This window comes from Streptomyces bambusae (assembly GCF_020532645.1).
Classification (GTDB): Bacteria; Actinomycetota; Actinomycetes; order Streptomycetales; family Streptomycetaceae; genus Streptomyces; species Streptomyces bambusae.
This window is the reverse complement of the sequence record NZ_JAJAUZ010000028.1, coordinates 45,997-70,028: the sequence shown is the minus strand read 5'-3', so window position 1 is coordinate 70,028 and position 24,032 is coordinate 45,997. Positions and strand designations below refer to the sequence as shown.

The window sequence follows — 24,032 nt, the reverse complement described above, 5'->3', positions numbered from 1 at the left end:
TGAACCGGTGGTGGCCCGCTCATCCGGCGGCCCACTGACTGCGCGTACCCGAAACCGACGCGAAGGCCGCCCGAGGGGCGGCCTTTCTGCATGTCAGGGGCCGGTCCTCCAAGGCACCGAGGAAGCCAGGAAAGGACCTGCCCCATGAACGTCCGCCGTCTGCTGGACCGGCTCACCGACACCGCCGGCTGCCCCCCGTTCGCCCTGCTGCGCCGCCGTACCCCGGGCCGTGACCACGACGTCGTCGAGCTGCTGACCGGCCCGATGCACGAGGCGGCCCGGCTCGCGGACATCCCGATCGGGGACCGCGGCACGCTGGCCCTGGTCCCGTTCCGGCAGCTGCGCGAGCGCGGTTTCGACGTCCGCGACGACGGCACTCCGCTGAGCGTCCTCGTCGCCGAGGAGACGTACGAGCTGCCGCTCGGCGAGGTGCTCGCGGCGCTGCCCGACCACCGGGTGCGCGTCGAGAACGGCGGCTTCGACGTCTCCGACGAGGACTACGCGCAGATCGTCGAGCGGGTCATCAAGGACGAGATCGGACGCGGCGAGGGAGCGAACTTCGTCATCCGCCGCACCTACGCCGGGGCGATCCCGGGCTTCGGGCCAGCCGACGCACTGGCCCTGTTCCGGCGGCTGCTCACCGACGAGCAGGGCGCGTACTGGACGTACGTCGTGTACACCGGCGAGCGGACGCTGGTGGGGGCCAGCCCCGAGGTGCACGTGCGGATGAGCGGCAGCACCGTCGTGATGAACCCGATCAGCGGCACCTACCGGCACCCCGCCGGCGGGCCGACCGTGGACTCGTTCCTCTCCTTCCTCGGCGACCGCAAGGAGACCGAGGAGCTGTCGATGGTGGTCGACGAGGAACTGAAGATGATGTGCACGGTCGGGGACCGCGGCGGCGTGGTGATCGGACCGCGGCTGCGGCAGATGGCGCACCTGACGCACACCGAGTACGAGCTGCGCGGGCAGACCACGCTGGACGTGCGGGACGTGCTGCGGGAGACCATGTTCGCGGCGACCGTGACCGGCTCGCCGGTGCAGAACGCCTGCCGGGTCATCGAGCGGCACGAGCCGGTCGGTCCGGACGGGGTGGGGCGCGGCTACTACGCGGGGGCGCTGGCGCTGCTCGGCCACGACGCGGGCGGGGCGCAGACCCTGGACTCGCCGATCCTGATCCGGACCGCGGACATCTCGGCGGACGGGCGGGTGCGGGTGCCGGTGGGCGCGACGCTGGTACGGCACTCGGATCCGGTGGGCGAGGTGGCGGAGACGCACGCGAAGGCGGCGGCGGTGCTGGCGGCACTGGGCGAGCGGCCGGCGGCGCCGCAGGCCCCGCTGGACCAGCCGCGGCTGGCGGAGGACCCGCGGGTGCAGGCCAAGCTGGCGGGGCGCCGGCAGGACCTGGCGCCGTTCTGGCTGAAGATGCAGGACCTGTCGGCGGTTGCGGCCGAGCCGTCGGGGCACGCCCTCGTGATCGACGCGGAGGACACCTTCACGGCGATGCTGGCGCACGTGCTGCGGGCGGCCGGACTGGAGGTGACGGTCCGGCGGTACGACGAGCCGGGGCTGCGGGAGGCGGCGCTGTCGCACCCGGGTCCGGTGGTGCTGGGTCCGGGGCCGGGCAATCCGGAGGACCTGTCGGACCCGCGGATGCAGCTGCTGCGGCCGCTGGCGGCGGAGCTGCTCGCCTCCCACCGGCACGGCCTGCTGGGCGTGTGCCTGGGCCACGAGCTGATCGCCGCGGAGCTGGGGCTGCCGCTGGTGCGGAAGGCGGAGCCGGCACAGGGGGCGCAGACCCGGGTGGAGCTGTTCGGCCGCTCCGAGGTGGTCGGCTTCTACAACACGTTCACGGCGCACTGCGACGCGGAGGCGGCGGCGGAACTGGCCCGGCACGGGGTGGAGGTGGCGCGGGACGAGGCCACCGGCGAGGTGCACGCGCTGCGTTCGGAGCACGGGTTCGCGGGCGTCCAGTTCCATCCCGAGTCGGTGCTCACGCTCCGCGGGGCCGAGCTGGTGCGGGAGTTGCTGGCCGCGGTGCGCGCCCCGCTGGCGCCGCGCGGCTGAGGCCCGGTGTGCCGCTCCCGGTCCGCGCGGCGGGCCGGGGGCGGCCGGGTTCCGCGGTCGTGGTCAGGCCGGGAACGCCGGCGGGCCCGGGCGGCGCAGCCGGCGGCGGACGGCCGTCGCCGTGTAGGCGAGCAGTCCGGTGAGCAGGGCGGCCGGGTTCTCGGCGGCCGCGCCGAGGGCGCAGGCCGCGGAGGCGGCCCAGTCGAAGGCCTCGGCGGCGCGGTCGGCGCGGTTCCGGCCGGGCCGGGTGCGGGCCGCCCGGACCAGGTGGTCGAGCGCGCCGAGCCCGAGGACGGCGCCCCAGGCCGCGCACACCCACTGGATCCCGTCAGGTATCTGCACGGTACGAACCTAGGGACGGCCGGAGCCCTCCGGCCGGCGGCCGGCTGAACGGAAGCGGAACGTCAGCCGGCGGGCGAGAGCGTGTTGTCGGAGCGCCGGCCGGCGAGGTAGTCGGCCACGTTGGCCGCGGTGGTGGCGATGATCTGGTCCACGGCGTCGTGCGTGTAGTACGCCTGGTGCGAGGTGACGAGGACGTTCGGGAAGGTCATGAGGCGGGCGAGGGTGTCGTCCGCCACCGCTTCGAGCGACTTGTCGAGGAAGAAGACCCCCGCTTCCGCCTCGTAGACGTCGAGGCCGACGCCGGTGAACCGGCCCGCGCGCAGTTCGGTGACGAGGGCCTCGGAGTCGACGAGCCCGCCGCGGCTGGAGTTCACGAGGATCGCGTCGTCCTTCATGGTCCGCAGGGCGGCCGCGTCGATCAGGTGGCGGGTCCCGGGCAGCAGCGGCACGTGCAGGCTGACCAGGTCGGACTCGGCGAGCAGCTGCTCCTTGTCGACGTACGTCATGCCGAGTCCGAGGCAGGCGGAGTTCGGGACGGCGTCCCAGCCCAGCAGGGTCATGCCGTGGCCGTGGGCGATCCGGGTGAACGCCTCGCCGATCCTGCCGGTGCCGAGGACGCCCACGGTGCGGCCGTGCATGTCGCGGCCGAGGAGTCCGCCCAGACGGAAGTCGAAGTCGCGGGTGCGGTTGGCGGCGCGGACGATGTGCCGGTTGACCGCCATGGCGAGGGTCCAGGCGAACTCGGCGACCGAGTAGGGGGAGTACGACGAGACCCGGCTGACGGTCATGCCGAGCTGCCGGGCCGCGTCCAGGTCGATGTTGTTGAAGCCGGTGGAGCGCTGGGCGATCATCCGGGTGCCGCCCGCCGCGAGGGTGCGCAGCACCCGGCCGCCGAGGTCGGCGTTGACGCTGGAGCTGACGACCTCGTACCCGGCGGCGACGGGGGCGGTGTCCTCGTCGAGGATCATGTCGACGCAGCGGACCTCGTGCCGGCCCTCGAAGGCCCGCTCCAGGAGGGGTTTCTCGTCGGCCGTGACGCCGAATGCCAGGATCTCCACGCTTCGCTCCCGCCGTGCGCCGGCCCGGGGGCCGGACCATGGACCGTACGCCGCCTTTACTGCGGTCTGTCACGATACGGCCCATGGTCTTGGTGTGCCGGGCGGCTCAGCCGAAGAACACGCCGACCTCGGTGTAGAGCGCCGGGTCGACCGTCTTCAGCTTCGCCGTGGCCTCGGCGATCGGCACCCGTACGACGTCCGTGCCGCGCAGGGCGACCATCTTCCCGTAGTCCCGGTCGCGGACCGCGTCGATGGCGTGCAGGCCGAAGCGGGTGGCGAGCCAGCGGTCGTACGCGCTGGGGGTGCCGCCGCGCTGGATGTGGCCGAGGACCGTGGTGCGGGCCTCCTTGCCGGTGCGGGACTCGATCTCCTTGGCCAGCCACTCCCCCACACCGGAGAGCCGGACGTGCCCGAACGAGTCGCGGGAGACGGCGTCCTTGAGGACCAGGTCGCCGTCCTGGGGCATGGCGCCTTCGGCGACCACCACGATCGGCGCGTAGCTCGCCTTGAAGCGGGAGGTCACCCAGGCGCACACCTGGTCCACGTCGAAGCGCTGCTCGGGGATGAGGATGACGTTGGCCCCGCCGGCCAGGCCCGAGTGCAGGGCGATCCAGCCGGCGTGCCGGCCCATCACCTCGACGACGAGCACCCGCATGTGCGATTCGGCGGTGGTGTGCAGGCGGTCGATGGCCTCGGTGGCGATGCCGACGGCGGTGTCGAAGCCGAAGGTGTAGTCGGTGGCCGACAGGTCGTTGTCGATGGTCTTCGGGACGCCGACGCAGGGCACGCCGTACTCCGCGTGGAGCCGGGCGGCCACCCCGAGGGTGTCCTCGCCGCCGATCGTGATCAGGGCGTCGACCTCGTGCTTGGCGAGGTTCTCCTTGATCTGGCGGACCCCGTCGGCGGTGTTGAAGGGGTTGGTGCGCGAGGAGCCGAGGATGGTGCCGCCGCGCGGGAGGATGCCGCGGACGGCCGGGATGTCCAGCGGCAGGGTGTCGCCCTCGACCGGGCCGCGCCAGCCGTCCCGGAACCCGACGAACTCGTATCCGTACTCCTGGACGCCCTTGCGGACGACACCGCGGATGACCGCGTTGAGCCCGGGGCAGTCGCCGCCGCCGGTCAGCACTCCGACCTTCATGGAATCATCCCTTCGCCGATGGGGGCCCGGCCTTGCGGGCCCGTCCGGCGGTCACGCTAGTGGTGACCCGGGTCACACCAGCGCCGCCTGAAGGGGTAATTCCGCCTGAGTTACGGGGCGTTGAGTACGCCCCGTTCACTCGTACGGGTACTACGCGTCGTCGAGTCCGCGCTCGATGGCGTAGCGCACCAGTTCCACCCGGTTGTGGAGCTGGAGCTTGCCGAGGGTGTTCTGGACGTGGTTCTGGACGGTGCGGTGCGAGATGACGAGCCGCTCGGCGATCTGCTTGTACGACAGTCCCTTGGCGACGAGCCGCAGCACCTCGGTCTCCCGGTCGGTCAGCTGCGGGGCCTTCGGCTCGTCGGACGCGGCGGGCGCCGGGTCGGCGGCCAGCCGCCGGTACTCGCCGAGGACCAGGCCCGCCAGCCCGGGGGTGAAGACGGGGTCGCCGACGGCGGTGCGGCGCACCGCGTCGATCAGCTCCTCGGCGCCCGCGGACTTCAGCAGGTAGCCGGTGGCGCCGGACTTGACGGCCTCCAGGACGTCGGCGTGCTCGCCGCTGGCGGACAGCACCAGCACCCGCAGCGCCGGGTTGGCGGAGACCAGCTCCTTGCAGACCTGCACGCCCGGCATGCCCGGCAGGTTCAGGTCGAGGACGAGCACGTCCGGGGTGACCGCCCGGGCCCGGCGGACGGCCTGCGGGCCGTCGCCCGCGGTGGCCACGACCTCGCAGCCCGCGGCGGCCAGGTCGCGGGCGACCGCGTCCCGCCACATCGGGTGGTCGTCGACCACCATCACCCGGATCGGGCTGTTGTTCTCACCGTTCATCGGACGTCCGTCCTCCCCCGTCAATCCCTTGCATCGTGCGACGCCCGCGGCGTCTTGGGAACCTTCAGCTCCACCTCGGTCCCCTGGCCCGGCACGGACACCAGGTCGGCCGTGCCGCCCAGGTCCCGCAGCCGGCCCCGGATCGACTGGGCCACGCCCAGCCGTCCTTCGCCCTCCGCCTGCGCGAGCCGCCCGGCGGGAATGCCCGGACCGTCGTCGCGGACGGTGACGATCACCTCGTCCGGCTCGTCCTCGACCAGGATCCAGGCCCTGGCCTCCTCGCCGGCGTGCTTGCGTACGTTGTCCAGCGCGGCGGCGGCCGCGGCGGCCAGCTCCCGGGCGGCCGGGGCGGGCAGCAGCACCGGGGCGCCGGGCTCGGCGAAGCTCACCCGCGAACCGGCGTGCGGGGCGAGCAGGCTGCGCAGGTCGACGTCGCCCTCGGGCTCGTCGACCTCGACGGCCGTGACGAACGCGCCGCGGGCCGCGTCCTGCGAGATGCGGGAGGCGGGCAGCAGCCCGCCGGCGACCAGGGTGCGGAGCGCGACCTCCTGCTCGCCGGCCATCCGGCCCAGCTCGGCGGCCTCGCCGCCGAGGGCGGTGCCGCGCCGCTGCACCATGGCGAGCACCTGGAGCACGCCGTCGTGGATGTCGCGGGCGAGCCGCTCCCGCTCCCGGGTGGCCGCCTCGATCTCCAGGGCGCGGGCGAGCGTGGCCTCGCTGGCGCGGGCGACCTCGACGACGTAACCGATCGCGATGGAGGCCACCCACACCAGCAGCACGTTGTGGACGGTGTCGCGGGTGATCTCGCCGCGCTGGGCGATGTTGGCGGCCGCCACGAAGGTGGAGGCGAACCCGGCCCAGCGCCAGCCGCCCTTGAGGGCGAAGGCCAGCACCGAGCCCGCGGTCCAGATCGACGGCAGGGTGGGCCCGCCGGACGCGATCCGGTCGGCGGAGTCGGCCACCGGGGTGAGCAGGATGCCGACGAGGGCGAACGCGAGGTCGCCGGCGAGGAACCGCCGGGTACAGGCGGCCGCGCCCGAGACCCTGGGCAGCGTCGCCAGGGTCCACACCACGAGGACCGCGAGGTAGCCGACGGCCACCCAGGGCCGGACGAACTCGCGGTACGCCGACACGAACAGCAGCACCGCGTACCCGGCGGTCAGCACCCGGTACGCCGTCAGCGCGCGCCACAGCGGCTGCTCGACCGACATGCGCACGACCCGTTCGCGCTTGGCCATCCCCCACCCCCCAGACGGGCCGCGGACCGGCGCGGACCCTCGGGTCCGCGCCGGCGTCAGCGGTCCGCCGTGTCCGTGCCCGACGTGCCCGCGGCGTCGGCGGTGCCGGCCTTCGCCGCCTTGGCCGCCTTCTCCGCCTCGGCCTTCTCGGCCTTGGCGGCCTTCTCGGCGTCCGCGATCTGGCGCTTGGCGGCCGTGGCGTAGATGTCGACGTACTCCTGGCCGGACAGCTTCATGATCTCGTACATGACCTCGTCGGTCACCGAGCGCAGGATGAAGCGGTCTCCGTCCATGCCCTGGTAGCGGCTGAAGTCCAGCGGCTTGCCGATCCGGATGCCCGGACGCATCAGCTTGGGGACGACCTTGCCGGGCGGCTGGATCTTCTCCGTGTCGATCATCGCGACGGGGATCACGGGGGCGCCGGTGGCCAGCGCGACCCGGGCCAGACCGCCCGGCTTGCCGCGGTAGAGACGGCCGTCGGGCGACCGGGTGCCCTCGGGGTAGATGCCGAAGAGCTCACCGCGCTCGATGACCTCGATGCCGCTCTTGATGGCCGCCTCGCCGGCGCCGCGCGCGCCCGAGCGGTCCACGGGGAGCTGGCCCACGCCCTTGAAGAAGGCGGCCGTCAGCTTCCCCTTGACCCCGGGGGAGGTGAAGTACTCGGCCTTCGCGATGAAGGTCACCTTGCGGTCGAGCACCGCGGGCAGGAAGAAGGAGTCCGAGAACGACAGGTGGTTGCTCGCGAGGATCGCCGGCCCCTCGGCGGGAATGTTCTCGAGGCCCTCCACCCAGGGCCTGAAGGCGAGCTTCAGGGATCCCCCGATGGAGAACTTCATTGCGCCGTAGATCAACTCGAATGCCTTCCTGTGTCTGTCGAACAGACCTTATCCCCTGGCGGGCCCGCGCTCCCGCCCGCACCGGGGGTACGGCGGGCCGCCGGTGCCGTGACGGCCCTGGTCGGTGTCGGCCCGGTCGCGTACCGTGAAGAACACACTGACCGCACCCCCCTCTTTCCGCGTCCGATCGAACAGGAGACCCTGGTGCCCGTCCTCCCTGGAGCCGAGCCGTTCCGCCACGAGGGCGGGGAGGTGGGCGTCCTCCTCTGCCACGGCTTCACCGGCTCCCCGCAGTCCATGCGTCCCTGGGCCGACTTCCTGGCCGAGCGCGGGCTGACGGTGTCCCTGCCGCTGCTCCCCGGCCACGGCACCCGCTGGGAGGACATGCAGCTCACGGGCTGGCAGGACTGGTACGCGGAGGTGGACCGGGCGCTGCGGGAGCTGCTGGACCGGTGCTCGCAGGTGTTCGTGTGCGGGCTGTCGATGGGCGGGGCACTGACCCTGCGGCTGGCGGCCAAGCACGGGGACGCGGTGCAGGGCATCGTCCTGGTGAACCCGGCGAACAAGGTGCACGACCCGCTGGCCGTCGCCCTGCCGGTGGCGAAGCACTTCGTACGCTCCACCCCCGGCATCGCCAGCGACATCGCCAAGCCGGGTGTCGAGGAGGTCGGCTACACCCGGGTCCCGACCCGGGCCGCGCACTCGCTGCGGACCTTCCTCCAGATGCTGGACACGGAGCTGCCGCAGGTCACGCAGCCGGTGCTGCTGCTGCACAGCCCGCAGGACCACGTGGTGCCGCCGGCGGACTCGGCGCGCATCCTGAGCCGCATCTCGTCGACCGACGTCACGGAGACGCTGCTGGAACAGAGCTACCACGTCGCGACGTTGGACCATGATGCAGAGCGAATCTTCGAGGACAGTTTCGCATTCATCGGCCGCCTCGCTCCGAGTGTCGGCAAGGAGGGGACGGCCACCGGTGGCTGAGCACGAGGACCGCGACTCCCAGGCGTCCGGGAGCGGTGAGCCGCTCGACGAGGAAGCGGCCTGGGCGGCCATCGTCGCGGGGTACGGGGAGGAGCCGCCGGACCCGCCGGGTGCGAAGCCGTTCAAGCCGATCGAGGACCTGCTGCTTCCCGAGGGCGACGTGAACCCGCTGCCGGGCGGCCCGGCCGAAGGCACGAAGCCGGAAGGCGCGAAGCCGGAGGGCAGGAAGCCGGAGGGCGAGGACCGGGGCGGGGCCCCGGACGCCGGGGCGGACGGCGGGGCCGCGAAGCCGCCGCTGGGCAGTTCCGTGGTGTTCGCCCCCGGGGTGGGCCCGCGGGACCACTCGCTGGCGGAGCCCGCCGAGGACGACCTCGACGAGAGCGACGAGGGGCACTTCGTGCCGCCGGAGCCGCCGCCGCTGCCGCCCGCGGACACCACGGCGAAGTTCGCCTGGCTGGCCGTGGTGGGCGGGCCGGTGCTCCTGCTGCTGGCCGTACTGCTCCAGTGGGACATGACCTGGTGGCTGACGACCCTGGGGGTCGGCGGCTTCCTCGGCGGCTTCGCCACCCTGGTGGCGCGCATGCAGACCGATGACGACGACGAGGACGGCGACCCGGGGCGCGGCGCCGTGGTGTAGCCGCCCCGCGCGGGTGTCTTCGGCCCCGCCTCCGCCGCCGTACAGGGCGGCGGGGGCGGGGTCTTCTGCTGTTCCGGGTGTGCGTGCTCAGGCCGCGGCCGGGACCCGGAGGGCGGCCAGGACGGGCAGGTGGTCGGTGGCGGCGGCGAGGTCGGCGGGGCTGAGACCGGGCAGGCCGGTGGGCACGCCGCAGCCGAGGACCTCGATGCCGGGGGTGGCGAGGACGGCGTCGATGCGTTTGCGCGGGGCGTGGGCGGGCCAGGTGAGGTCGCCGCCCCAGGGGCGGACCTCGCGGCAGTCCTGGAGCGGGCCGGCGAGCCTGCGGAAGGCGGCGCCGCCGGGTTCGTCGTTGAGGTCGCCGGCGGCCACGGCGTGCAGTGTGTCCATGCTGCCGAGCCGGTCGAGGAGCAGCCCGGCCTGGGCCGTGCGTTCGGCGGCCTGGAGCGAGAGGTGGGCGCTGAGGACGCCGAGCCGGGCGCCGGCGATCCGGACGACGGCGGTGGCGAAGCCGCGCCGGTGCAGGCCGGGGGTGCGGGGCAGCAGGACGTCCTCGGTGCGTTCGACGGTGGCCCGCAGGGAGCACAGGAGCAGCGGGCCGGCGGCGGTGGCGCCACCGCCGAGCACCACCAGGTCGGTCTTGGCGGCCAGCCGGGCCGCGTGTTTGCGCCAGCGGAAGAAGATCGGGGCCTCCTGCACGAAGACGAGGTCGGGTGCACAGGCCCGGATGACCCGGGCCAGTGCCTCCTCGTCGTCGCGCAGCGACCGGATGTTGTAGCTCAGCACCCGGATCACGGCGGAACCATCGGCTTCGGTACGGGAGTTGGGCAGGTCCATGGCGCCCAACATAGGCAGCCGCCCGCCGCGGCCCCAGAGGGCGCGGCGGGCGGCTTGCACGGAACCGGAGGGCGGTCAGCCCTGGCGGGCGAGGTCGGCGGCGCCGACCAGGCCGGCCTTGCCGCCGAGCTGGGCGGCGAGGACCTGCGCGTGCGGCCGCCACTGGCCGCCGATCAGCCAGCGGCGGAAGGACTTGCGGATCGGGTCGAGGACGAGGTCGCCCTCGTCGGAGACGCCGCCGCCGACGATGAACGCGGACGGGTCGAAGAGCGAGGCCAGGTCGGCGAGACCGGCGCCGGCCCAGCGGGCCAGCTCGCGGAACGAGTCGACGGCGACCTTGTCGCCCTGCCGGGCGGCGGCGCTGACGTGCTTGCCCTCGATGCCGTCGACGGTGCCGTCGCCGAGGCCGAGGAGGATCCGGGCGTGCTCGGGGGTGGCGTTGGCGCGCTGCTTCGCGTACCGGACGAGCGCGCGGCCGGAGGCGTACTGCTCCCAGCAGCCCTGGCTGCCGCAGCCGCACAGCAGGCCGTCGGGGACGACCCGGATGTGGCCGAACTCGGCGGCCACGCCGAACCGGCCGCGGCGCAGCTTGTTGCCGATGATGATGCCGCCGCCGAGGCCGGTGCCGAGGGTGATGCAGATGACGTCCTCGTGGCCCTGGCCGGCGCCGAAGCGGTACTCGCCCCAGGCGGCGCAGTTGGCGTCGTTCTCGACGACCACGGGCAGGCCGATGCGCTGCTCGACCTTGTCCTTGAGCGGCTCGTGGCGCCAGTTGATGTTGGGGGCGAAGAGCACGGTGGCGCGCTTGTCGTCGACGTATCCGGCGGCGCCGATGCCGACGGCCTCGATGGTGTGGCCGCTGCTGACCTCGGCCACGGCGGTGCAGATCGCGTCCGTCACGCCGTCCGCGGTCGGCGGGGTGGGCACCTTGTACGTCTCAAGGATGGTGCCCTCTTCGTCGACCACTCCGGCCGCGATCTTCGTGCCGCCGATGTCGACGCCGATGGTGAGTCCCATTAGTCCCTCGGTTTCCGGTCAAACCCCGCCAGGGCCCACCGTACCCGAGGGCGGGGGTGCCTCAGTCGAGGTCGATGCGCTCCGACCGGCCGCCGGCGCCGTCCTCCGGGCCGTCGCCGTCGGGGCCGCGGGTCCAGCGGCGCTCGTGGCCTTCGACCGCGGACCGGTAGGCGGCGAGGAGTTCGGAGCCGGCGGCCGCGAGGTGGTCGAAGACCTGCGGGTTGCGCTCGATGACGGGCTCCACCGCGGACTTCGCCTGGTTGACGAACTGGCGGACGGCGCCCTGGGCGGCGGCGCCGAGCAGCGGGTTGTTGAGTGCCGCGACCTTGTCGGCCACGGCGTCGACCAGCTTGAGCAGTTCCTCCGCCGCGCTGCCGGTGGCCGAGGAGCCGCCCTGCTCGGCGCGGATCCGGGCCTGCTCGGCGGCGAGGTCCTCGGCGCAGGCCTTCGCCCAGGCGTCGTCGTCGGTGCGGTCGTGGGCCTCGCTCATGGCGGCTCCTGGGACGGCGGCGGGCGGGGCCGCGGGGTGCTCTGTCACCTTCGACCGTACCCGAACGGGGGGTGCCGTTTCAGGGGGTGGGGCCGACCTGGCCGGTGGGCCAGAGGGCGGGGTCGGGGGTGAAGCGGATCCGGAGTTCGCCGTCGCGCAGGGCGGCGCCGGAGACGGTGCAGCGGCGCAGGGCGGCCGGCAGCGAAACGATCCTCCGGTGCGGGCCGGCGGTGAGCAGCAGCTCGTCGCCGCGCCGGACCAGGTCCAGCCCCTCCCTGGTGGCGCCGGGCAGCGGGACCCGCCACACCAGCACCCCGTCCTCGGCCCGCAGGTCCTCCACCTCCCAGGCGGCGCGACGGGTCCGGCTGCCGGGTCCGGCGTCGAGCCGGGCCAGGTCGGCGGCGCCGCGCGGGTCGCGGCCCAGGTGCGGGAGCGCGGCGGGCGCGAGCCCGGCGGCCGTCCAGTCGTGCAGGCAGGAGTCCTGCTGGGCGGCGAGGCCGGCCAGCCAGGGGTAGGCGGAGCCGCCGGGCACGACCCGGTTGGCGACGAGCAGGTCGAGCGGGAGCTGGTGGAGGGCGAGGGCGGTGACGGCGGCGCGGACGGCGGCCGCGCCGGCCGGGCCGGGCTCGGCGACCAGCCGGACGGCGGTGGTGTCGGATTCGATCACGGCCTGTACGGCGGCCAGTTCCGCGTTCCAGCGGTCGGCGGTCTCGTACAGCCACTGGGCGGGCATCGGGACGCCGGCGAGCTGGGCGAGGACCGGGCGCAGCGAGCGGGCGGCCTGCCGTTCGGCGGGGATCAGGCGGCGCAGGTAGCGGCGCAGCTGGGCGGGCAGGGCCAGCAGGTCGACGGCTTCGCGGACCGGCGGCAGATCGGCGACGACCAGGTCGTACGCGCCGCCGTCGGCGGCCCGGCGCAGCGCGCGCAGCAGGGCGAACTGCTCGGCGCCGGGCACCGCGGTCAGCTCCTCGGCCTGCAGCGGCCGGGCCCCGAGCAGGTCGAAGACGGCTCCGCCGCGCTCCTGGAGGGCGACGATCTCGGCGCGGAACCGGGCGTCCGGGTCCAGCCGTACGGTCTCCAGCAGCGGGTGCACGGGCAGCTCGGGCAGCGCCCCGCCGACGAGGAGCACCCGCTCGCCGCGGCCGGCGGCGGCCAGGGCGGTGGCGGCGGCCACGGTGGTGCGGCCGGACCCGCCGGGGCCGGTGACGAGGAGGGTGCGCATGGTGCTCGCTTGCCGTGTGAGGGGGCGCGCCGGCGGGTGACCGGCGGGTGACGGCCGCCACCCCCGCCGGGCGGTCCGGGCGGGGGCGGCGGATGCGTGGGGCGGTGGGGCCTACTTGCCGGACTCGACGCGCTTCTTCAGGCCGGCGAGGGCGCGGTCGATGATGACCTTCTCGGCCTTGCGCTTGATCATGCCGAGCATGGGGATCTTCACGTCGACGGTCAGCTGGTAGGTGACCTCGGTGCGGCTGCCGCCGAGCCCGGCCAGCTTGTACGAGCCGTCCAGGACCCGCAGCATCTGCGACTTGACCAGGGTCCAGCTGACTTCGTCGGCGCCGGTCCAGGTGTAGGCGAGGGTGTGGTCGTCCTTGATGGCGCCCGCGTCGAGCAGCAGCCGGACCTGCTCGGCGCGGCCCTGGCCGTCGGTGGCGAGCACCTCGGCCTCCTTCACCTCGCCGGTCCACTCCGGGTAGCGGGCGAAGTCGGCGATCACGGCCATGACGTCGGCCGGGGCCGCCTCGATGGTGATGCTAGAGCTCGTGTGTTCCGCCATCGCTGCGGCTCCTCCAGAGGTGGTTTCGCGGTGAACAGGCGCCGCGCGGCGCCGCGTGAAGGCTACCGCGCACCGCGCCGGTCACCACTCCAGGGCCCAGGGGCGCCCGGTCGCGGCGAAGTGGCCGACGTTCACGCATTCCGTGGCGCCGATGCGCATGCGGCGGGCCATGGGCTGGTGGACGTGGCCGAAGAGCGCGTACCGGGGCCGGGTGCGGTGGATCGCGTCGAGGAGGGCGGTGCTGCCGCGTTCGAAGCGGCGGGCGACGGTGTCGTAGCAGAGTTCGGGGACCTCGGGCGGGATGTGCGAGCAGAGCACGTCGACCTCGCCGAGGGCCTCGACCTTGGCGGCGTACTCGTCGACGTCGACCTCGTAGGGGGTGCGCATCGGGGAGGGCAGGCCGCCGCCGACGAAGCCGAAGACCAGCCCGCCGATCTCGGTGCGTTCGCCGTCGAGGACGGTGGTGCCGGGCCGGGCGTACTCGGGCCACAGGTGGGGGACGTCGACGTTGCCGTACGTGGCGTAGGTCGGGGTGGGGAACGCGGCGAACATCTCGGCGTACTGGCGGCGCACGCCCTCCTCGATGAGGGCCTCGCGGTCCAGGCCGGACCAGAGCCGGGCGCCGAGGCGGCGGGCCTCGTCGAAGCGGCGCTCGGTGCGGAGCTTCACGATCAGTCCTGCGTTCTCGGCGCCGAAGAGCTCGGGGAAGATGCCGCGCGAATGGTCGGCGTAGTCGAGGAAGAGGACCAGGTCGCCCAGGCAGATCAGGGCGTCGGCGCCCTCGCCGGCGCGGGCGAGCGCCTCGGTGTTGCCGTGGACGTCGCTGACGACGTGGACTCGTGTGCTGCGCCTGCTGCCACCCATGCGGATCACCCTAGGGGCGGCCGGGCGCGGCCGGTAGGGGGCGGTGGGACGGGTGGGGCGGGGCCGGCCGGGTGTGCTGTCGCGACCCGCACACGGGCGCCCTACCTGCGGTTACTTCCTGGTCGCAAACCGTGTCGACTACTGTCGGCCAGGGAGGAGCGCGGCGTGTGACGCATGGAACATCTGGCCGGTTCCCTCTATCCGGAACCCACTACCGGTGGGTAACGTCCGGTCGGTCCACACCGTGGCGATGGCGCCCAGAGGAGCAGCAGTCTTGCGCGAGTTCAGCCTTCCGGCCCTGTACGAGGTCCCGTCGGACGGGAATCTCACGGATCTCATCCGCCGCAACGCAGCTCAGCACCCGGACACCGCCGTCATGGGCCGCAAGGTCGACGGCGTGTGGCAGGACGTCACCGCGACCGCGTTCCTGGCCGAGGTGCGGGCTGCCGCCAAGGGCCTGATCGCCGCGGGCGTCAAGCCCGGCGACCGGGTGGCCCTGATCTCCCGCACCCGCTACGAGTGGGTGCTGATCGACTTCGCGATCTGGTCGGCGGGCGCGGTGACCGTACCTGTGTACGAGACCAGCTCCCCCGAGCAGATCCAGTGGATCCTCGGCGACTCCGGCGCGACGGCCGTCGTCGTCGAGAGCGCCGGGCACGCGGAGGCGGTCGCGGGTCTGCGCGAGCAGCTGCCGGCGCTGGCTCACGTGTGGCAGATCGACGCGGGTGCGCTCGACGAGCTGCGCACCGCGGGCGCCGGGATCACCGACGAGCAGGTCGACGAGCGCAGCTCGGTGGCGAACGCCGACGACCCGGCCACCATCGTCTACACCTCCGGCACCACCGGCCGCCCCAAGGGCTGCGTGCTCACCCACCGCAACTTCTTCGCGGAGTGCGGCAACGTGGTGGAGCGGCTGAAGCCGCTGTTCCGCACCGGCGAGTGCTCGGTCCTGCTGTTCCTCCCGGCGGCCCACGTGTTCGGGCGGCTGGTCGAGGTGGCGTCCGTACTGGCGCCGATCCGGCTGGGCTGCGTACCGGACATCAAGAACCTCACCGACGAGCTGGCGGGCTTCCGGCCCACCCTGATCCTCGGTGTGCCGCGCGTCTTCGAGAAGGTCTACAACTCGGCGCGCGCGAAGGCGCAGGCCGACGGCAAGGGCCGGATCTTCGACGCGGCCGCCGACACCGCCATCGCGTACAGCCGGGCGCTGGACGCGCCGGGCGGTCCGGGTCTGGGCCTGCGGCTCAAGCACAAGATCTTCTCGAAGCTGGTCTACTCGAAGCTGCACACGGTGCTCGGCGGGCGCGGCGAGTACGCGATCTCCGGCGGCGCCCCGCTGGGCGAGCGGCTGGGCCACTTCTTCCGCGGCATCGGCTTCACGGTCCTGGAGGGCTACGGCCTGACGGAGTCCTGCGCGGCCACCGCCTTCAACCCGTGGGACCGCCAGAAGATCGGCACGGTGGGCCAGCCGCTGCCGGGCTCGGTGGTGCGGATCGCGGACGACGGCGAGGTGCTGCTGCACGGCGAGCACGTGTTCGCGGGCTACTGGCAGAACGAGGCGGCCACGGCCGAGGCGCTGACCGACGGCTGGTTCCACACCGGTGACGTCGGCACCCTCGACGAGGACGGCTACCTGGCGATCACCGGCCGCAAGAAGGAGATCCTGGTGACGGCGGGCGGCAAGAACGTCGCCCCGGCGGTCATCGAGGACCGGATCCGCGCGCACGCGCTGGTCGCGGAGTGCATGGTGGTCGGCGACGCGCGGCCGTTCGTCGGTGCGCTCGTCACCATCGACGAGGAGTTCCTGGGCCGCTGGGTGCAGGAGCACGGCAAGCCGGCGGGCGCCACGGCGGCCTCGCTGCGCGAGGACCCGGACCTGCTCGCCGCGGTGCAGAAGGCCGTCGACGACGGCAACGCGGCGGTCTCCAAGGCGGAGTCGGTGCGGAAGTTCCGGATCCTCGGCTCCCAGTTCACGGAGGAGTCGGGCCACATCACGCCGTCGCTGAAGCTCAAGCGGAACGTGGTGGCGAAGGACTTCGCGGACGAGATCGAGGCCCTGTACCGGGGCTGACGGGTGCGGCCGGCCGGTCTTCGGCCGGCCGGGTCAGCGGGGGTCCTCGGCGAGGATCCGGTCCATGTTCCGCTCGGCGAGGGCGGTGATGGTGACGAACGGGTTGACGCCGAGCGAGCCGGGCACGAGCGAGCCGTCGGTGACGTACAGGTTCGTGCACCCCTTCACCCGGCCGTGCAGGTCGGTGGCCCGGCCGAGCACGCAGCCGCCCAGCGGGTGGTACGTGAAGTCGTCGGCGAACGCCCGGTTGCCGCCGAACAGGTCGTGGCGGTAGACCGTGAAGTTGGACCGGTTGACGCGGTCGAAGAGGCATCTGGCGGCATTGACGGACGGGGTGTTCTGGTCCCGCGTCCAGTGCAGCCGGGCGGAGTCGGTGGCCGGGTCGTAGCTGAACCGGCCGCGTTCCGGGTTCTTCGTGATGGCCAGGTACATCGAGATCCAGTGCTCCAGGCCCATGGGCAGCGGGGCGATCTCGGCGAAGACCGGGTTGGCCGCGTTGTCCCAGTCGTCGATGCCGAGGGCGGGCATGGTGGCCTGGTGGGCCCCGACGGTGTCCCACAGGTGGTTGGCGCGGGCGGTCATGACGTTGCCGTTGGGACCCCAGCCGAGCCCGACTTCGGGGCTGAGCCCGGGGAGCGCGCCGGTCTCGCGGGCCCGCAGCAGGATCTCGGTGGTGCCGAGGCTGCCGGCGCCCAGGAACAGCTGCCGGCACCCCAGTTCGCGGGTCCCGGTGACCCGGCCGGCCAGGTCGATGGTGCGGACGGTGAGGACGTAGGTGCCGTCGGGCTCGCGGCGGACGGCGGTGACGCGCCGGAGGGTCTCGATGGTGACGTTGCCGGTGCCGACCGCCTCGGCCAGGTAGGTCTTGTCGAGGCTCTTCTTGCCGTGGTTGTTGCCGTAGATGACCTCGCCGGCGAGCGCGGACCGGGGTGCGGTGCCGGCCGCTTCGCGCTGCATGTACGCGAAGTCGTAGACGTTGGGGACGAAGACGGTCTTCAGGCCGGTCCTGGCGGCGTGCTTGCGGGAGACCCGGGCGAACCGGTACCACTCGGTGGACTCGAACCAGGCCGGGTCGATGTCGTTGACCCCGAGCATGCGGCGGGCGCGCGGGAAGTACGTGCCGTACATCTCGTCGGCGTCGACACCGGGGAAGACCTCGGTGAAGTACGAGCGGCGGGGCGTGGGTGCCATGCCGCCGTTGACGAGGGAGCCGCCGCCGACGCCGCGGCCGACGTAGACGGACATGTCGCCGTGGTGGACGCGGTCGAGGACGCCGGGGTACGGGGTGATGTTCCGGTTGACGACGTCGAGCCAGAGGAACTGGGCCAGGGGGGCTTCGGTCCTGGTGCGGAACCACATGGAGCGGTGGTCGGGGGCGGAGGTGGAGGGGAACACCTTGCCGTCGGGGCCGGCGGAGTCCCACAGCCGGCCCATCTCCAGGACGACGGTCCGCACGCCGGCCCGGCCCAGGCGGAGGGCGGCCACGGCGGCGCCGTATCCGGAGCCGACCACCACGGCCGGGGCGTGGTCCCGGTCCTCGGCCCTGGCCGGTTCCAGGCCGATTCTCGTCAATCCGAGCACGGCTGCGGTCTGTAGCGCGCCGAGTCCCAGTAGGTGACGCCTCGTCAGTTTTGGTGTCATGCCCGCATCATGTGCGGAATCGGCCCTTCCGCCCAGACGCGGCCTTGACACACATCTGAGTGACAGTCACCCCGCACCCTCGGGGCCCCGCGTCGCCCCCAGCCTCGCCGGCGAGGCTGAAATGGGCCCGGCCCCCGTTACAGCAGCGCGCGCAGCCGGTCCGCCAGCAGGTCCCAGCGCCACCGCTCCTCGACCCAGGCCCTCCCCCGCGCCCCCATCCGCGCACGGAGCGCAGGGTCGAGCAGCAGCGTGACGACCCGTTCGGCCGCATCCGCCGGGGAGCCACCCCGCACGACCCACCCCGTCTCCCCGTCCAGCACCGCATCCGGCGCCCCGCCGGAATCCCCGGCCACGACCGGCAGCCCGGTCGCCGAAGCCTCCAGGTACACGATCCCGAGCCCCTCGACGTCCAGCCCGCCCCGCCGCGTACGGCACGGCATGGCGAACACGTCCCCGGCCCCGTAGTGCGCCGGCAGCTCGGCCCACGGCACCGCCCCGGTGAACCGCACCGCGTCCGCCACCCCCGTGGCCGCCGCCAGCTTCCGCAGGTCCGCCTCGTACGGCCCGCCGCCCACGATCAGCAGCACCGCGTCCGGCACCGCCGCCAGGATCCGCGGCATCGCCTCGATCAGCGTGTCCTGCCCCTTCCGCGGCACCAGCCGCGACACGCACACCACGACCGGCCGGTCGGCCAGCCCCAGCCGGGCCCGGACCTCCGCACCCCCGGACTCCGGGTGGAAGGTCTTCTCGTCGACACCGGGCGGCAGCTGCACCATCCGGGCGGCCGCCGACTCGGTCAGCGCCCCCGCGATCCGGGACCGGGTGTACTCGCCCAGATAGGTGATCGTGTCGGTGCCCTCGCCGATCCGGCGCAGCAGCTGACGCGCACCCGGCAGCTGCGCCCATCCCGCCTCGTGCCCGTGCGAGGTCGCCACCAGCCGCTTCGCCCCGGCCCGCCGCAGTGCCGGCCCCATCAGCCCGAGCGGGGCCGACGCACCGAACCACACCGACTCGCAGCCGTGCTCCCGCAGCAGCCCGACGGCCCGCCGCGTCACCCGCGGTGTCGGCAGCAGCATGGTCGTACGGTCCCGCACCACCCGGAACGGCTGCTCCGCGTCGAACGCCGCGGTCGCCTCCCGCCCCTCGGCACTGTGCTTCCACGTCGAGGCGTAGACGACGATCCGCTCCGGGTCCAGGCGCAGCGCCATGTTGTGCAGGAAGGCCTGGATGCCGCCGGGACGGGGCGGGAAGTCATTGGTCACGATCAGCGTCTTGTGCATCGCCTGCGACAGTACCGAACGGCCGCGCCTCACCGCCGCGTACCCCGTCCGCCCGGCATCATGGCGCGATGCTCCTCACCGCCTGGGCGGCGACCCGAACCCTGCTCCTGCTGTGCGTCTTCCGGGTGGTCGTCCTACCGGGGACCGACGTCACCACCGACGTCCACGTGATCTACCGGGGCTGGTTCGAGGTGCTGCGCACCGGCACCTTCCCGCTGGACGACGTCACCTGGCAGTACCCGCCCGGCGCCGCGCTCGCGGTCCTCTCCCCCGGCCTGCTGCCGTTCCTCGCCTACCCGGCCGCCTTCTTCCTCCTGTGCCTGGCCGCCGACGCAGCCGTGCTGCGGCTGCTGGTCCGCGAGGGCCGCCGCCCGGACCGCCGCCGGTGGGGCGCCGCCGCCTGGACCGCCGGCCTCCCCCTCCTCGGCCCCACCGTCTACGCCCGCTACGACGTGATGGTCGCGGCCGTCGCGGTGGCCGCCCTGCTCCTGCCCCGGGCCCGCGGTCCGCTGGTGGCGCTCGGCGCCGTCCTCAAGGTCTGGCCGGTGCTCCTGCTGGCCGGCGTACGCGGGTACCGCACGGCCCTCGCCGCCGCCGTCACGGCCGCCGCGCTGCTGGCCGGCTTCGCGCTCGCGCTGCCCGGCTCGCTCGCCTTCCTCGCCTTCCAGCGGGACCGCGGCATCGAGGTGGAGGCGCTCGCCGCCCTGCCGTTCCACCTGGCCCGCTTCCGGGGCTGGCCGGGCACCGCGGCGATGAACTACGGCTCGGTGGAGTTCCTCGGCCCGTACGTGCCGCTCGCCGGCCGGATCGCCCTCGCGCTGACCATGGCGGCCCTCGGCTGGCTGGTGTTCTGGCGACTGCGGGCCCGCACCTTCCACCCGCACACCCCCGCGGACGCGGCCCTCGCCGCCGTGCTGCTGTTCGTCACGACCAGCAGGGTGCTCAGCCCGCAGTACCTGGTGTGGCTGGTGGCTCTGGCCGCGGTCTGCCTCGCGTTCCGCGGCACCCGGATGCGGCGCCCGGCCCAGCTGGTGCTGGCGGCCGCACCGCTGACGTTCCTGGAGTTCCCCCTGTGGTTCGCGGACGTCGTCCAGGGCGGCCTGCCGGGCACCGCGGCCCTCTTCGCCCGCAACGGCCTGCTGGTGGCGGCCGCCCTCCTGGCCTGCCGGGCCCTGTGGCGGGACACCGTCCCCGGCCCGCCGGCCGTCAGCCCAGCCGTTCCCGCAGGTACGCCCGCCAGTCGGCGGTGAACGTCCGCTCGTCGGTGCCGAGCACCGAGGCGAACGCGGCCGGCGCCGAGGACCGGGCGGCCGCCGCGTAGAACGCGGCCGGCGCCTGCGCACCCCACCGCTCGGCCATCATCAGACAGGCCAGCCAGGCCCCTTCGTACGAGGCGGCCAGCGCGTCCGCGTCCCCGCCGAAGGCGAACGCACCGCCGCCGGGCAGCGCGGCCGGCACCTCCCCGCGGCGCACCGCCCGGGCCAGCGCCGGCGCGGCCTGCGCCGGGCTGCGGCCGCTGCCCCGGTACGCCACCCAGTCCGCGAACCCCTCGGACAGCCACAGCGGGGTGCCGGCCGGGGTCGCCGAGCGGGTCGCGACGTGCACGGTCTCGTGGGTGAGCACCACCCGCCGGCCCAGCGCGCCGAGTTCCCCGTACGCCTGCGCGTTGACGGTCACCCGGTCCGCGGGGCCCGGCCCGCCGCCGACCCGGCCGGTGGTCACGGCCGCCATGCCGGCGTACGCGGAGGCCGGCGAGCCCAGCAGTGCCGCCATGTCGTCGACCGAGGCCGGAACCACGAGCAGCACCTTCCGCGGCCAGGTGCCGGGCCAGGCCGCGGACACCGCCGGGACCGCCTCGTCGGCCGCGGCCGCGAGGGCCGCCGGCAGCTCCGGCCGGACCGCGGCGGACCGGACCGCGAGCACCAGGCCGTACCGGCCACGGGACACCGACACCGGGCCCTGGTCCCACAGCTGTGGGCGGGCACCGGCCGCGGGCCGGTCCGCGGCCACCCGCCAGCGGTCCCCGTGCCGGACCAGCTCCACCTCCCGGGCGGCGGTCGCGGGGACGGTGTCGTAGCCGGCGATCCGGTAGCGCAGCTCGGCCGCGGCGTACGCCCGGCCGCCGCTGACCCGGACCGAGGAGACCGCGTACTCCCAGGACGCCAGCGGCACCCCGGACAGCCGGTCGAAGCCCTCCCGGGCCCCCGCCCGGCCGTCCTCTGCCGTGTATCGGGCGCGGTCGCGGGCGAGCAGCGCGGCCGACCAGCGGGCCAGCACCGCCCGGACCTCCTGCTGCGCCCGGTCCGGCGGCGCGGCGGTCCCCGTGCAGGCGGCCAGGAGCGGGAGCAGCGCCAGGACCAGCGCGGACAGCAGCGCGCCCGGCACGGCCCGCAGGGTCCGCACCGGGCGGGTCCCGCACGCTCCGGCCGCCGTCACGGGCCCGATCGTACGTGCGGGGGCCGCGGGATCCGGCCGGTCAGGGCCTGGTGACCGCGGAGACCGGCATCATCCCGACCGGGTCGTAGCGCACCGGGGCGCCCGGGTAGGGGGCGTGGACGACCTGGCCGTTGCCGACGTACATGCCGACGTGGCTGGCGTCGGAGCGGTAGGTGACGAGGTCGCCGGGCCGGGCCTCGGAGAGCGGGACGTGCCGGCCGGCGAACCGCTGGGCCTGCGAGGTCCGCGGCAGCGAGACCCCGGCCTGCCGGTACGACCAGACCATCAGCCCGGAGCAGTCGAAGCCGGACGGCCCGGTGGCACCCCACACGTAGGGGCGGCCGACGGCTGCGCGGGCCGCCGCGACGGCGGCGGCCGCCCGGCCCGACGCGGGGCCCAGGCCGGAGGGTTCGGGCAGGTCGACGCCGCGGCCGGAGGACCGGTTGGCCCGCTCGAAGGCGGCCCGCTCCTCGCTGGGCATGGCGTTGAGGATGCGCCGGGCGGCGGCGAGCTTCGCGGTGACCGCGCGCTTCTGCCTGGCCACGTCGGCGCGCAGGGCGTCGAGTTCGGCGAGCTTGTGGGAGGCCGCGCGGCGCTGCTGGGCCAGTTTCCGCTGGGCCTCGTGGAGTTCGGCGAGCTGCCCGGCCTGGCGGCCGGCCAGCCGGTCGAGGGCGGCGGCCTTCTCCAGGTAGCCGTCGGGGTCCTCGGAGAGCATCAGCTCGACGGCCGGGTCGACGCCGCCGGAGCGGTACTGGGCACCGGCGTAGGTGCCGAGGAGCCCGCGCATGGTGTTGATGCGGTCCTGGCCGCGGGCCACGCTCTCCTGCACCCCGCGGATCTCACCGCGCAGCTTCGCGGCCTTCTCGCCGGCCTTGTTGAACCGTTCGGTGGCCTGCTCGGCCTCCTCGAAGAGGCGGTCCACCCGGGCCCGGGCACCGGACGCCGGGTCGGCCGGGGCGGCGCTCGCGGGGGCTGCGGCGAGGGCGGCCGCGGCGGTGGCCGCGGCGGCGGAGAGGACCGTGAGCGTGGTGCTCCGGTCCGGGCCCGAGGTCACGGGCCGGCGATGGGACGCCACAGGAAGCCGCACTCCCTTCCGCGGTGCGGGTCCCGTGTCCGCCCCCGTGGACGGCCGCGACCGGGCTCCGCGCTGGCAGACAGTAGCCGCGCGGACACACCGCCGCCAAAGACCCCGGCAGGCACGCAGAGTGACGCCCCGCCGGAGAACACAGGTCACCGGCGGGGCGTGAGGTCAGCGGAGCGTGCCGCAATTCGCCCGGATGGGCGGTGTCGGCGCGTCCCGTCCGAGAAGTCCGGAGGTCAGCCGATCCGGACGCCGAACTGGAACGGCATGTTGTCCATCGACTCGTACTTGACGCCGCCGCGCGGGTTCGACGCGTGGAGCGTCATGTTGTTGCCCGCGTACAGGCCGACGTGGTGCAGGTCGTTGTAGAAGAAGACCAGGTCGCCGGGCTGGAGCTGACTGCGGCTGATCCGGGTGCCGTCGTTGGCCTGCGTGTACGTGACGCGGGATATGTTCACGTTCGCCTGGCGGTAGGCCCACTGCGTGAGGCCCGAGCAGTCGAACGAGTTGGGGCCTTCGTGGCCGGAGATGTACGCGGAGCCGACCTTGGTCTGCGCGGCGGCGAGGGCGGCACCGGCGCGGCCGGAGGGCTTCACGTTGCCGAGGTCGGGACGCTGGCCGCCGCCGGCGCGGCTGGCGCGGTTCTCCTCCTCGTTGAGCTTCGCCTTCTCCTCGGCGGTCAGCGTGTTGAGGAGCCGCTGGGCCTCGCCGAGCTTCGCCTGGACCTGCTTCTTCTTCTCGCCGAGCTCCTTGCGGGTCTCCGCGAGGTCCTTCAGCTTGCCCGCGGCCTCCTGGCGCTGCTGGGCGAGGGTGCGCTGCTTGGCCTGGATCTGCGCCACCGCGTCGGCCTGCTTCGAGCCCAACTGGTCGAGCACGGACGCCTTTTCGAGGTAGCTGTCCGGGTCGGCCGACAGGAAGAGCTGGAGCGAGCCGTCCATGCCGCCGGAGCGGTACTGGGCGCTGGCCATCGAACCGAGGGTGGCGCGCAGCTCGTTGAGCTCGCCCTGGCCGCGCGCGACCTTGTCCTGGAGCTGGCCGATCTGCTTCTCCAGCTTGGCCTGCTGCTCCTTGGCGCCGTTCCACTTCTCGGTGGCCTGCTCGGCCTGCTCGTAGAGGGCGTCGACCTTCGCCTTGACCTCGTCCTTGCCCGGCTTGGCCGGAGCGGCGGAGGCTCCCTGGGAGGTGAGGGCGACGGCCGCGGCGGCGGTTGCGGTGAGCACGGTCACACGAGCGCGGGTCGGCTGCTTGGGTCGACGGTGGGACGCCACGGGGGCGATCTCCTTCTTCCTGGAGCCGCCGATCGAACGCAGACTCGGCGGACCTCCGCCCGCCACCCCGAATGGGTGATCAACCGCACGAAGGTTTGAGCCCAGACCCTAGTGACCAAGTTGTGATCACTTCAAATCCTCCCGGGCA

The 24,032-nt window shown here is 74.0% G+C and carries 22 protein-coding genes; 5 read left to right on the top strand and 17 right to left on the bottom strand.

The window, feature by feature from the left end; translation table 11 throughout:
• The first annotated feature begins 144 nt into the window (after positions 1 to 144).
• Positions 145 to 2,067: an anthranilate synthase family protein gene (locus LG634_RS20400; protein WP_226735331.1), complete on the top strand. Its 1,923-nt coding sequence runs from the start codon at positions 145 to 147 to the stop codon at positions 2,065 to 2,067.
• 63 nt (positions 2,068 to 2,130) lie between these two features.
• Here the strand turns inward: LG634_RS20400 and LG634_RS20395 are convergent, their stop codons facing one another.
• The 6 genes from LG634_RS20395 to LG634_RS20370 form a co-directional block, all read right to left on the bottom strand.
• Positions 2,131 to 2,409 carry a hypothetical protein gene (locus LG634_RS20395; RefSeq protein ID WP_226735330.1) on the bottom strand — a complete coding sequence of 93 codons (279 nt, stop codon included), beginning with the start codon at positions 2,407 to 2,409 and terminating at the stop codon, positions 2,131 to 2,133.
• 62 nt (positions 2,410 to 2,471) lie between these two features.
• Positions 2,472 to 3,467, bottom strand: a complete 996-nt coding sequence (locus LG634_RS20390) for a 2-hydroxyacid dehydrogenase (RefSeq protein WP_226735329.1) — start codon at positions 3,465 to 3,467, stop codon at positions 2,472 to 2,474.
• Between the two features lie 106 nt (positions 3,468 to 3,573).
• Positions 3,574 to 4,605, bottom strand: coding sequence for a 6-phosphofructokinase (locus LG634_RS20385; RefSeq protein WP_226735328.1), 1,032 nt, complete (start codon positions 4,603 to 4,605; stop codon positions 3,574 to 3,576).
• Between the two features lie 150 nt (positions 4,606 to 4,755).
• Positions 4,756 to 5,433 (bottom strand): response regulator, encoded by a 678-nt coding sequence (locus LG634_RS20380; protein WP_226735327.1) that lies wholly within the window; start codon positions 5,431 to 5,433, stop codon positions 4,756 to 4,758.
• 20 nt (positions 5,434 to 5,453) lie between these two features.
• Positions 5,454 to 6,671: a MacS family sensor histidine kinase gene (gene macS, locus LG634_RS20375; RefSeq protein ID WP_226735326.1), complete on the bottom strand. Its 1,218-nt coding sequence runs from the start codon at positions 6,669 to 6,671 to the stop codon at positions 5,454 to 5,456.
• A 56-nt stretch (positions 6,672 to 6,727) separates the two neighbouring features.
• Positions 6,728 to 7,507, bottom strand: coding sequence for a lysophospholipid acyltransferase family protein (locus LG634_RS20370; protein WP_226735363.1), 780 nt, complete (start codon positions 7,505 to 7,507; stop codon positions 6,728 to 6,730).
• Between the two features lie 204 nt (positions 7,508 to 7,711).
• On the opposite strand from LG634_RS20370, the gene LG634_RS20365 reads away from it, so the two are divergent.
• Together LG634_RS20365 and LG634_RS20360 are read left to right on the top strand one after the other, a co-directional pair.
• The gene (locus LG634_RS20365; RefSeq protein ID WP_226735325.1) at positions 7,712 to 8,491 is read left to right on the top strand and encodes an alpha/beta hydrolase; all 780 of its coding nucleotides are present in this window, start codon (positions 7,712 to 7,714) and stop codon (positions 8,489 to 8,491) included.
• Positions 8,484 to 9,128 (top strand): hypothetical protein, encoded by a 645-nt coding sequence (locus tag LG634_RS20360; protein WP_226735324.1) that lies wholly within the window; start codon positions 8,484 to 8,486, stop codon positions 9,126 to 9,128. Before LG634_RS20365 ends, LG634_RS20360 begins: the two co-directional genes overlap by 8 nt.
• Positions 9,129 to 9,215: 87 nt before the next feature.
• Here LG634_RS20360 and LG634_RS20355 read toward each other — a convergent pair whose 3' ends face one another.
• The 6 genes from LG634_RS20355 to LG634_RS20330 all read right to left on the bottom strand — a co-directional run bounded on the left by LG634_RS20355 (position 9,216) and on the right by LG634_RS20330 (position 14,107).
• The gene (locus LG634_RS20355; RefSeq protein WP_226735323.1) at positions 9,216 to 9,962 is read right to left on the bottom strand and encodes an endonuclease/exonuclease/phosphatase family protein; all 747 of its coding nucleotides are present in this window, start codon (positions 9,960 to 9,962) and stop codon (positions 9,216 to 9,218) included.
• Between the two features lie 75 nt (positions 9,963 to 10,037).
• A complete protein-coding gene (locus tag LG634_RS20350; protein WP_226735322.1) occupies positions 10,038 to 10,979 on the bottom strand; it encodes an ROK family glucokinase in 942 nt (313 codons plus the stop codon).
• A gap of 61 nt (positions 10,980 to 11,040) precedes the next feature.
• A complete protein-coding gene (locus LG634_RS20345; RefSeq protein ID WP_226735321.1) occupies positions 11,041 to 11,469 on the bottom strand; it encodes a DUF5304 domain-containing protein in 429 nt (142 codons plus the stop codon).
• Positions 11,470 to 11,548: 79 nt separating this feature from the next.
• Positions 11,549 to 12,691, bottom strand: a complete 1,143-nt coding sequence (locus tag LG634_RS20340) for an ArsA family ATPase (RefSeq protein WP_226735320.1) — start codon at positions 12,689 to 12,691, stop codon at positions 11,549 to 11,551.
• Positions 12,692 to 12,802: 111 nt separating this feature from the next.
• Positions 12,803 to 13,243 (bottom strand): SRPBCC family protein, encoded by a 441-nt coding sequence (locus LG634_RS20335; RefSeq protein ID WP_226735319.1) that lies wholly within the window; start codon positions 13,241 to 13,243, stop codon positions 12,803 to 12,805.
• Positions 13,244 to 13,324: 81 nt separating this feature from the next.
• On the bottom strand, positions 13,325 to 14,107 hold the full coding sequence (locus tag LG634_RS20330; protein WP_226735318.1) for a metallophosphoesterase family protein: 783 nt from the start codon (positions 14,105 to 14,107) through the stop codon (positions 13,325 to 13,327).
• 274 nt (positions 14,108 to 14,381) lie between these two features.
• Here LG634_RS20330 and LG634_RS20325 point away from each other — a divergent pair, with 274 nt between their 5' ends.
• Positions 14,382 to 16,178, top strand: coding sequence for an AMP-dependent synthetase/ligase (locus LG634_RS20325; RefSeq protein WP_226735317.1), 1,797 nt, complete (start codon positions 14,382 to 14,384; stop codon positions 16,176 to 16,178).
• A gap of 33 nt (positions 16,179 to 16,211) precedes the next feature.
• Here the strand turns inward: LG634_RS20325 and LG634_RS20320 are convergent, their stop codons facing one another.
• On the bottom strand, positions 16,212 to 17,819 hold the full coding sequence (locus LG634_RS20320) for a GMC oxidoreductase (RefSeq protein WP_226735316.1): 1,608 nt from the start codon (positions 17,817 to 17,819) through the stop codon (positions 16,212 to 16,214).
• A gap of 137 nt (positions 17,820 to 17,956) precedes the next feature.
• A complete protein-coding gene (locus tag LG634_RS20315) occupies positions 17,957 to 19,099 on the bottom strand; it encodes a glycosyltransferase family 4 protein (protein ID WP_226735315.1) in 1,143 nt (380 codons plus the stop codon).
• 68 nt (positions 19,100 to 19,167) lie between these two features.
• On the opposite strand from LG634_RS20315, the gene LG634_RS20310 reads away from it, so the two are divergent.
• Entirely contained in the window at positions 19,168 to 20,349 is a 1,182-nt protein-coding gene (locus tag LG634_RS20310) for a glycosyltransferase 87 family protein (RefSeq protein WP_226735314.1), read from the top strand.
• Here LG634_RS20310 and LG634_RS20305 read toward each other — a convergent pair.
• The 3 genes from LG634_RS20305 to LG634_RS20295 form a co-directional block, all read right to left on the bottom strand.
• Entirely contained in the window at positions 20,306 to 21,535 is a 1,230-nt protein-coding gene (locus tag LG634_RS20305) for a hypothetical protein (protein WP_226735313.1), read from the bottom strand. The two genes, LG634_RS20310 and LG634_RS20305, sit on opposite strands and share 44 nt — an antisense overlap.
• A gap of 40 nt (positions 21,536 to 21,575) precedes the next feature.
• Positions 21,576 to 22,610 (bottom strand): C40 family peptidase, encoded by a 1,035-nt coding sequence (locus tag LG634_RS20300; RefSeq protein ID WP_226735312.1) that lies wholly within the window; start codon positions 22,608 to 22,610, stop codon positions 21,576 to 21,578.
• Between the two features lie 242 nt (positions 22,611 to 22,852).
• Positions 22,853 to 23,884: a C40 family peptidase gene (locus LG634_RS20295; protein WP_226735311.1), complete on the bottom strand. Its 1,032-nt coding sequence runs from the start codon at positions 23,882 to 23,884 to the stop codon at positions 22,853 to 22,855.
• Between the last annotated feature and the right edge of the window lie 148 nt (positions 23,885 to 24,032).

Coding starts and splice junctions, on each gene's coding strand:
- LG634_RS20400 (WP_226735331.1), top strand. CDS start 145: ATGAACGTCCGCCGTCTGCTGGACCGGCTCACCGACACCGCCGGCTGC.
- LG634_RS20385 (WP_226735328.1), bottom strand. CDS start 4,605: ATGAAGGTCGGAGTGCTGACCGGCGGCGGCGACTGCCCCGGGCTCAAC.
- LG634_RS20380 (WP_226735327.1), bottom strand. CDS start 5,433: ATGAACGGTGAGAACAACAGCCCGATCCGGGTGATGGTGGTCGACGAC.
- macS (WP_226735326.1), bottom strand. CDS start 6,671: ATGGCCAAGCGCGAACGGGTCGTGCGCATGTCGGTCGAGCAGCCGCTG.
- LG634_RS20370 (WP_226735363.1), bottom strand. CDS start 7,507: ATGAAGTTCTCCATCGGGGGATCCCTGAAGCTCGCCTTCAGGCCCTGG.
- LG634_RS20355 (WP_226735323.1), bottom strand. CDS start 9,962: ATGGACCTGCCCAACTCCCGTACCGAAGCCGATGGTTCCGCCGTGATC.
- LG634_RS20350 (WP_226735322.1), bottom strand. CDS start 10,979: ATGGGACTCACCATCGGCGTCGACATCGGCGGCACGAAGATCGCGGCC.
- LG634_RS20345 (WP_226735321.1), bottom strand. CDS start 11,469: ATGAGCGAGGCCCACGACCGCACCGACGACGACGCCTGGGCGAAGGCC.
- LG634_RS20340 (WP_226735320.1), bottom strand. CDS start 12,691: ATGCGCACCCTCCTCGTCACCGGCCCCGGCGGGTCCGGCCGCACCACC.
- LG634_RS20335 (WP_226735319.1), bottom strand. CDS start 13,243: ATGGCGGAACACACGAGCTCTAGCATCACCATCGAGGCGGCCCCGGCC.
- LG634_RS20330 (WP_226735318.1), bottom strand. CDS start 14,107: ATGGGTGGCAGCAGGCGCAGCACACGAGTCCACGTCGTCAGCGACGTC.
- LG634_RS20320 (WP_226735316.1), bottom strand. CDS start 17,819: ATGACACCAAAACTGACGAGGCGTCACCTACTGGGACTCGGCGCGCTA.
- LG634_RS20315 (WP_226735315.1), bottom strand. CDS start 19,099: ATGCACAAGACGCTGATCGTGACCAATGACTTCCCGCCCCGTCCCGGC.
- LG634_RS20310 (WP_226735314.1), top strand. CDS start 19,168: ATGCTCCTCACCGCCTGGGCGGCGACCCGAACCCTGCTCCTGCTGTGC.